This is a genomic window from Saccharothrix coeruleofusca (assembly GCF_014648515.1).
In the GTDB taxonomy this organism is placed as follows: domain Bacteria; phylum Actinomycetota; class Actinomycetes; order Mycobacteriales; family Pseudonocardiaceae; genus Actinosynnema; species Actinosynnema coeruleofuscum.
Window position 1 is genome coordinate 347398 of record NZ_BMRG01000003.1, and the last position, 5646, is coordinate 353043.

Annotated in this window: 7 protein-coding genes and 1 riboswitch (1 of these 8 only partly in view); of the genes, 5 read left to right on the forward strand and 2 right to left on the reverse strand. The window is 73.5% G+C overall.

The window, feature by feature from the left end:
• Positions 1 to 451 (reverse strand): LysE family translocator (locus tag IEZ00_RS10150; protein WP_229795374.1); only part of this gene is annotated, 451 nt, incomplete at its 3' end.
• Between the two features lie 165 nt (positions 452 to 616).
• Between IEZ00_RS10150 and IEZ00_RS10155 the strand changes: the two genes are divergently transcribed.
• Positions 617 to 1339, forward strand: a complete 723-nt coding sequence (locus tag IEZ00_RS10155) for a S1 family peptidase (RefSeq protein WP_189222927.1) — start codon at positions 617 to 619, stop codon at positions 1337 to 1339.
• Between the two features lie 35 nt (positions 1340 to 1374).
• Complete coding sequence (locus tag IEZ00_RS10160) at positions 1375 to 1830, forward strand: GNAT family N-acetyltransferase (protein ID WP_189222928.1); 456 nt, start codon at positions 1375 to 1377, stop codon at positions 1828 to 1830.
• Here IEZ00_RS10160 and IEZ00_RS10165 read toward each other — a convergent pair.
• Positions 1784 to 2962 carry an 8-amino-7-oxononanoate synthase gene (locus IEZ00_RS10165; protein WP_189222929.1) on the reverse strand — a complete coding sequence of 393 codons (1179 nt, stop codon included), beginning with the start codon at positions 2960 to 2962 and terminating at the stop codon, positions 1784 to 1786. The genes IEZ00_RS10160 and IEZ00_RS10165 overlap by 47 nt on opposite strands.
• A 36-nt stretch (positions 2963 to 2998) precedes the next feature.
• Between IEZ00_RS10165 and IEZ00_RS10170 the strand changes: the two genes are divergently transcribed.
• From IEZ00_RS10170 to IEZ00_RS10180, 3 genes are all read left to right on the forward strand, one after another.
• Entirely contained in the window at positions 2999 to 4210 is a 1212-nt protein-coding gene (locus tag IEZ00_RS10170; protein WP_229795376.1) for a cytochrome P450, read from the forward strand.
• A 107-nt stretch (positions 4211 to 4317) separates the two neighbouring features.
• Positions 4318 to 4938, forward strand: a complete 621-nt coding sequence (locus tag IEZ00_RS10175; RefSeq protein WP_229795378.1) for a DUF433 domain-containing protein — start codon at positions 4318 to 4320, stop codon at positions 4936 to 4938.
• Entirely contained in the window at positions 4935 to 5357 is a 423-nt protein-coding gene (locus IEZ00_RS10180) for a PIN-like domain-containing protein (RefSeq protein WP_189222930.1), read from the forward strand. Before IEZ00_RS10175 ends, IEZ00_RS10180 begins: the two co-directional genes overlap by 4 nt.
• A gap of 241 nt (positions 5358 to 5598) precedes the next feature.
• Positions 5599 to 5646: riboswitch (cobalamin riboswitch) on the forward strand (it continues 112 nt past the right edge of the window).

The following is a 5646-nucleotide window of genomic DNA, read 5'->3' on the forward strand; positions in this document are numbered from 1 at the left end:
CGGCCAGCTGGGCCGACGGGTCGCCGGTGCCGATGAACTGCGGCAGGAACGCCAGGCTGAACAGCAGCATCTTCGGGTTGGTGATGTTGGTCAGGAACCCGCGCCGGAACGGCCGGTCGGCGACCACCTCCTCGGCGTGGTCCACCGCGCCGCGCCGCTGCACCAGGTCGCGCGCGATGGTGGCGGCGAGGTAGAGCAGGTAGGCCGCGCCGATCCAGCGCAGCGCGGCGAGCACCAGCGGGTAGCGCGCGAGCACCACGCCCAGGCCCGCGATCACCAGGCCGACCTGGGCCGCCGCGGCGGTGTGGATGCCCGCCAGCGCCAGCAGGCCCGCGCGCGTCCCCGAGCGCATCGAGGTGCGCAGCAGCAGGAAGGCGTCCACGCCGGGGGTGAGCACGACCACGGCGCACGCGATCAGGAACGCCGGGAACTGGCTGTAATCCAAGTGCATCGACAACCTCCCTCATGGTCCGGACAGATCGGGGTGATCTGTGCCATATGCCGATAAATCTTCGGCGGCACGCCACCCTAACAGGAGAATCTCCTGATTTGATCCGGTGGTGCCTCGCCGCTACGGTGGGTGACCGGTCGTCCACCTGTCGTAGAGAGGTGCGCCATGCGCCGCAGTGCCCTCCTGCTGGCCGTCCTCGCGCTCGTGGCCTCCTCCGCGCCCGCGCGGGCCGTCGTCGGCGGGGAGGAGACGCCCGCGCCGCCGTGGGTCGTGGCGCTCCAGGACACCGGGGGGCGGCTGTTCTGCGGCGGCGCGCTGGTCGCCCCGGACCGGGTGGTCACCGCCGCGCACTGCGTGGTGGAGCGCTCCCTGCTCGGTCCGCGCGACCGCGCCCCGGAGTCGATCACCGCCGTGGCGGGCCGCACCGACCTGCGCGGTCGCGAGGGCGAGCAGGTGGGCGTGGTGGGCGTCTGGCGGCACCCGGAGTTCCGCGACGTGACCGGCGGCGACGACCTGGCGGTGCTCACCCTGGAACGCGGGCTGCCGCACCCGGTGGCGGTCGGCCGCGCGCGGGCCGGGGACGTGGCCACCGTGCTCGGCTGGGGGCGCACCGGCGAGTGGGCGGCCCCGTCGCCCCGGCTGCGGCGGGCCGACGTGCCGGTCCGCGCGGACGCCGAGTGCGCCGCGGCCGTCCCCGGTTACCGGGCCGACGCGATGCTGTGCGCGGGCCACCCGGAAGGGGGCCGGGACGCCTGCGAGGGCGACTCCGGCGGACCGCTGGTGGTCGGCGGCGCGCTGGTCGGGGTGGTCTCCTACGGGTTCGGCTGCGCCCGTCCCGGCCAACCCGGCGTCTACACCAGGCTCAGCCACTTCGGCGGGCGGTTCTGAAGCGGGCGGTTCTGGGACTGTGGTACCAACTCACGGTGCGCCCACAACCGCTCCAGGCCACCCTGCGCAGGCAGTGGTCGGCCGACCTGACCCCCGCGCAGCTGTACGGCCTGCTCAGACTGCGCGGCGAGGTGTTCGTGGTCGAGCAGTCCTGCGCCTACAACGACCTGGACGGCCGCGACCTGGAGCCGGGCACCCGGCACTTCTGGCTGGAGGCCGAGGGCGGCGACCCGCTGGCGTGCCTGCGCCTGCTGGAGGAGGCCGACGGCGGCTTCCGCATCGGCCGCGTCTGCACCGCCCGCGCCGCCCGCGGGCGCGGCTGCAGCAGGCGGCTGGTGGAGGCCGCGCTGGTGGAGGTCGGCGACCGGGAGTGCGTGCTGGACGCGCAGACCTACGTGGTCGACTTCTACGCCTCGTTCGGCTTCCAGCCGGAGGGCGCGGAGTTCATCGAGGACGGGATACCGCACCTGCGGATGCGCCGGTCTCCGTGATCACCCGCACCGCGCGCTCGACGTCGGCCTCGGTCAGGTCGGCGCGCGCGGTCAGCCGCAGCCGGGAGATCTGGTCGGGCACCGACGGCGGCCGGAAGCAGCCCACCACGACGCCCTGGGCGCGGCACGCCTCGGCCCAGCCGAACGCCGCCTCCGGCGACGGCGCGAGCACCGACACCACCGCCGCGGCGGGCGTGCTGACCCGAAACCCGTTCTCCCGCAACCGGTTCGCCAGCTCCGCGGCGACCTCCAGCGCCCGCGCCGGGCGCTCCGGCTCCTCCCGCAGCACCTTCAGCGCGGCCAGCGCCGCCGCCGCGCTGGAGGGCGCCAGACCGGTGTCGAAGATGAACGTGCGCGCGGTGTCCACCAGGTGCCTGATCACCCGGCTGGGCCCCAGCACCGCGCCGCCCTGCGCGCCCAGCGCCTTGGACAGCGTCACCGTGGTCACCACGTCGGGCGACTTGGCCAGGCCCGCCGCGTGCACCGCGCCCCGGCCGCCCTCGCCGACCACGCCCAGCCCGTGCGCGTCGTCGACCACCAGCGCCGCGTCGTGCTCGCGGCAGGTCGCGGCCAGCTCGGCCAGCGGCGCCAGGTCACCGTCCACGGAGAACACCGAGTCGGTCACCACCAGCGCGCGGCGCTTGCCCCGAGTGGACAGCGCGTGCGCCACCTTGGGCAGGTCGCAGTGCCCGGCCACCACCACGTCCGCCTTGGACAGCCTGCACCCGTCGATCAGCGAGGCGTGGATGTGCTGGTCGGCCACGATCGCGGTGCCCGGCCCGGTCAGCGCGGTCAGCGCGCCCAGGTTGGCCGCGTAGCCGGAGGAGAACACCAGCGCCGACTGCGCGCCGCAGAAGTTGGCCAGCTCGTACTCCAGCTCGGTGTGCAGCTCGGTCGAACCGGTGACCAGCCGCGAGCCGGTCGACCCCGCGCCCCAGCGCAGCGAGGCCGCCGCCGCGGCGCCGGTGACCCGCTTGTCGCGGGCCAGCCCGAGGTAGTCGTTGCCCGCCAGGTCAAGGTCGGTGGAGGTGGCCGGGCGGGGGCGGACCCGCCGGGCCAGACCGGCCTTCGCGCGGGCCTCCGCGCGGGTGTCGATCCAGTCGAACACCGATTCGCCTGTGCGCGCACTCACTCCGGCAGTGTCGCATTCGGCGCTAACGTCGCCCGCGTGGACCTCTTCCGGCTCGGCCACCCCGAACTGCGGGCGCTGCGCGAGGACGCCCCGGTGCACCGCGACGAGCGCACCGGGCTGTGGTTGGTCAGCAGGCACCGCGACGTGCGGGCGGTGCTGGCCGACCCGGCGGCGTTCCACCCGGACAACGCGCTGACCGCGATCACGCCCATCCCCCGGCCGCTGCTGCGGGTGCTCGCGCGGGCCGGGTTCTCGCTGCCGCCGACGCTGGCCAACAACGGCACCGCCACCCACGCGGGGCTGCGCCGCCTGGTCGCCCGCTTCCTGACCCCGGCGCGGGTCGCCGCGCTGGAGCCGCGCATCGCGGAGCTGGCCGCCGAGCGCCTGGACCGGATCACCGGCCCGACCGCCGACCTGCACCCGGCGCTGGCCCGCGACCTGCCCGCGCTGGTGCTGCTGGAGGTGCTGGGCATCCGCGACGTGGACGTGGCCGCGCTCAAGGACTGGAGCACCGCGTCGCTGGAGCTGTTCTGGGGCGAGCCGGACCCGGCCAGGCAGCGCGGGCTGGTCGCCTCGGCCGCCGCGTTCCACCAGTGGCTCACCGCGCGGATCTCCGCCGCCGACCCGGCAGGGGACGACCTGTTCGGCGCGCTGCGGGCGCAGGGCGTGCCGCTGCGCGACGCGGCGGGGCTGTGCTACTTCCTGCTCATCGCGGGGCAGGAGACCACCACGCAACTGCTGTGCGCGGTGTTCGACGCGGTGCTGCGGCACGACTTGTGGCCCCGCGCGGCCGAACCCGGCATGGCCGCGCGCTGCGTCGAGGAGGTGCTGCGCCGCCACCCGCCGGTCACCACGTGGCGGCGGGTGGCGGCCCGGCCCGCGACGCTGTCCGGGGTGGACGTCCCGGCGGGCGCGCACCTGCTGCTGATGCTGGCGGGCGCGGGCTCCGACCCGGAGGTCTTCACCGACCCGGAGTCGTTCTGCCCGGCCCGGTCCGACGCGCGCAAGCACCTGGCGTTCGGCCACGGCAGGCACTTCTGCCTGGGCGCGGGGCTGGCCAGGCTGGAGGCGGAGGTGGTGCTGCGGGAGACCGCGCGCCGCTTCCCCGCGCTGCGCCTCGCCTCCGCGCAGTCCCCGCCGATGCTGGGCCTGCTGTCGTTCCGCGCCCCGCTGAGCGTGCCGGTGGTGCTGGACGGGCGGGGCACGGCCGGGCAGCAGCGGATCATTGACGCGGTGGGCGCGTCATAGTCACAGGATCGGGTAACGATGTCCGTCCGGCTTTCGATCAGTGAGGTATTCGCGCCACAACCTGTCATGCTGTCGTCGAGGTCGCGATGAACGCGGGGGTGGTGTGAATGGTGTTCCCGGCCGATGTCGCATCCGTGCTCAGCGGCGCGTCGATGGGGCAGCTCAGGCACTGGCGGAATACCGGGCTGGTGGTCCCCGGTGTTGCGGACGATCCGGCTCTGTACTCCTACCAGGACGTGGTCGCCTTGCGCATCGTCATGTGGCTCCGCACGGAGTCGACCTTGCAGAGGGTGCGAAAGGCGTTCGCCAACCTGAGGGCCTACCGGTTCACCGACCACCCGGCCTCGTACCGGTTCGGCACCGACGGCGACACCATCGCCGTGCGCGATGACGACGAGCGGTGGACGGATTTGGTGCGCAAGCCGGGGCAGACGCACATGTTCACCCTGGCCGAGGTGTTTCAGCCGTTCACCACGCGCAACGGCCGGGAAGTCGTCGACTTCACGCGGCCGCGCGGACATCTTCGCGTCGACGCGAACCTGCTCGGTGGCTGGCCCGCGATCGAGGGCACGCGCATCGGGTTCGACACCGTGGCCGCCTTGGTGGAGGACGGCTCGCTCACCGCGGAGGACGTGCACCACTACTACCCGTCCGTACCCGTGGAAGCTGTTCCCGACGCCGTGAGCTTCGCCGATTCGGTAGCCGCGGCCAGGAGCGGCGCGGCGTGAAGTTCTTCATCGATGAAAACCTTCCCCACAGTCTTGTCGGTCCCCTCGGGGTGCTCTTCCGCGAGCACGGATTTCATTCCTGCCACAGTGAGGGATTGACCGGGGTCCAGGACATCCCGTTGTTCCAAGTGCTGAGCGCGGGCGGTTTCACCGCGATCATCACCAAGGACGCCAGGCAGGTTCGTGCGAACGACGCCGAGCGGCGAGCCCTCCACGACTGCGGAGTGCACTGGATCGGAGTGCGCCAACCCTCGGTGGGTGGGCTCAAGCTCATGGCCGCTTGGGTGGCCGGTCCGACGGCGGCCATGCCCCACATCCTCGACCGCCTCGGCCAAGTGAGCACGCCGTCCTGGTTCAGGGTCAACGGGATTCCCCACGAGGCCAGTCAGCGCATGACGTCCGGTCCGCTGCTCGGATGACGGGAGTCGTCACCTGCCGCAATCGGTGTCCGGCAGCGTGACGGCCTCGCCGCCTGCGCTCCGCACCTGCAAGTACCACCAGCGCGGCCGTAGCGAGCGCATGACCACTACCCGCGTCGGTGGACGCGGACGCGGGTAGTGGTTAGCGGCCCGTGGGACGGGGGCGGGTGGTACTTGCAGACGAGAGGGGCGTCACGTTCCCGGTGGTCGGTGGGGCGGGGGACTTGGTCACGAGCGGGGGAGATGCGACGATGCCTGGGCTGTGAGGGGTGCGCGAGGAAGCCGGTGA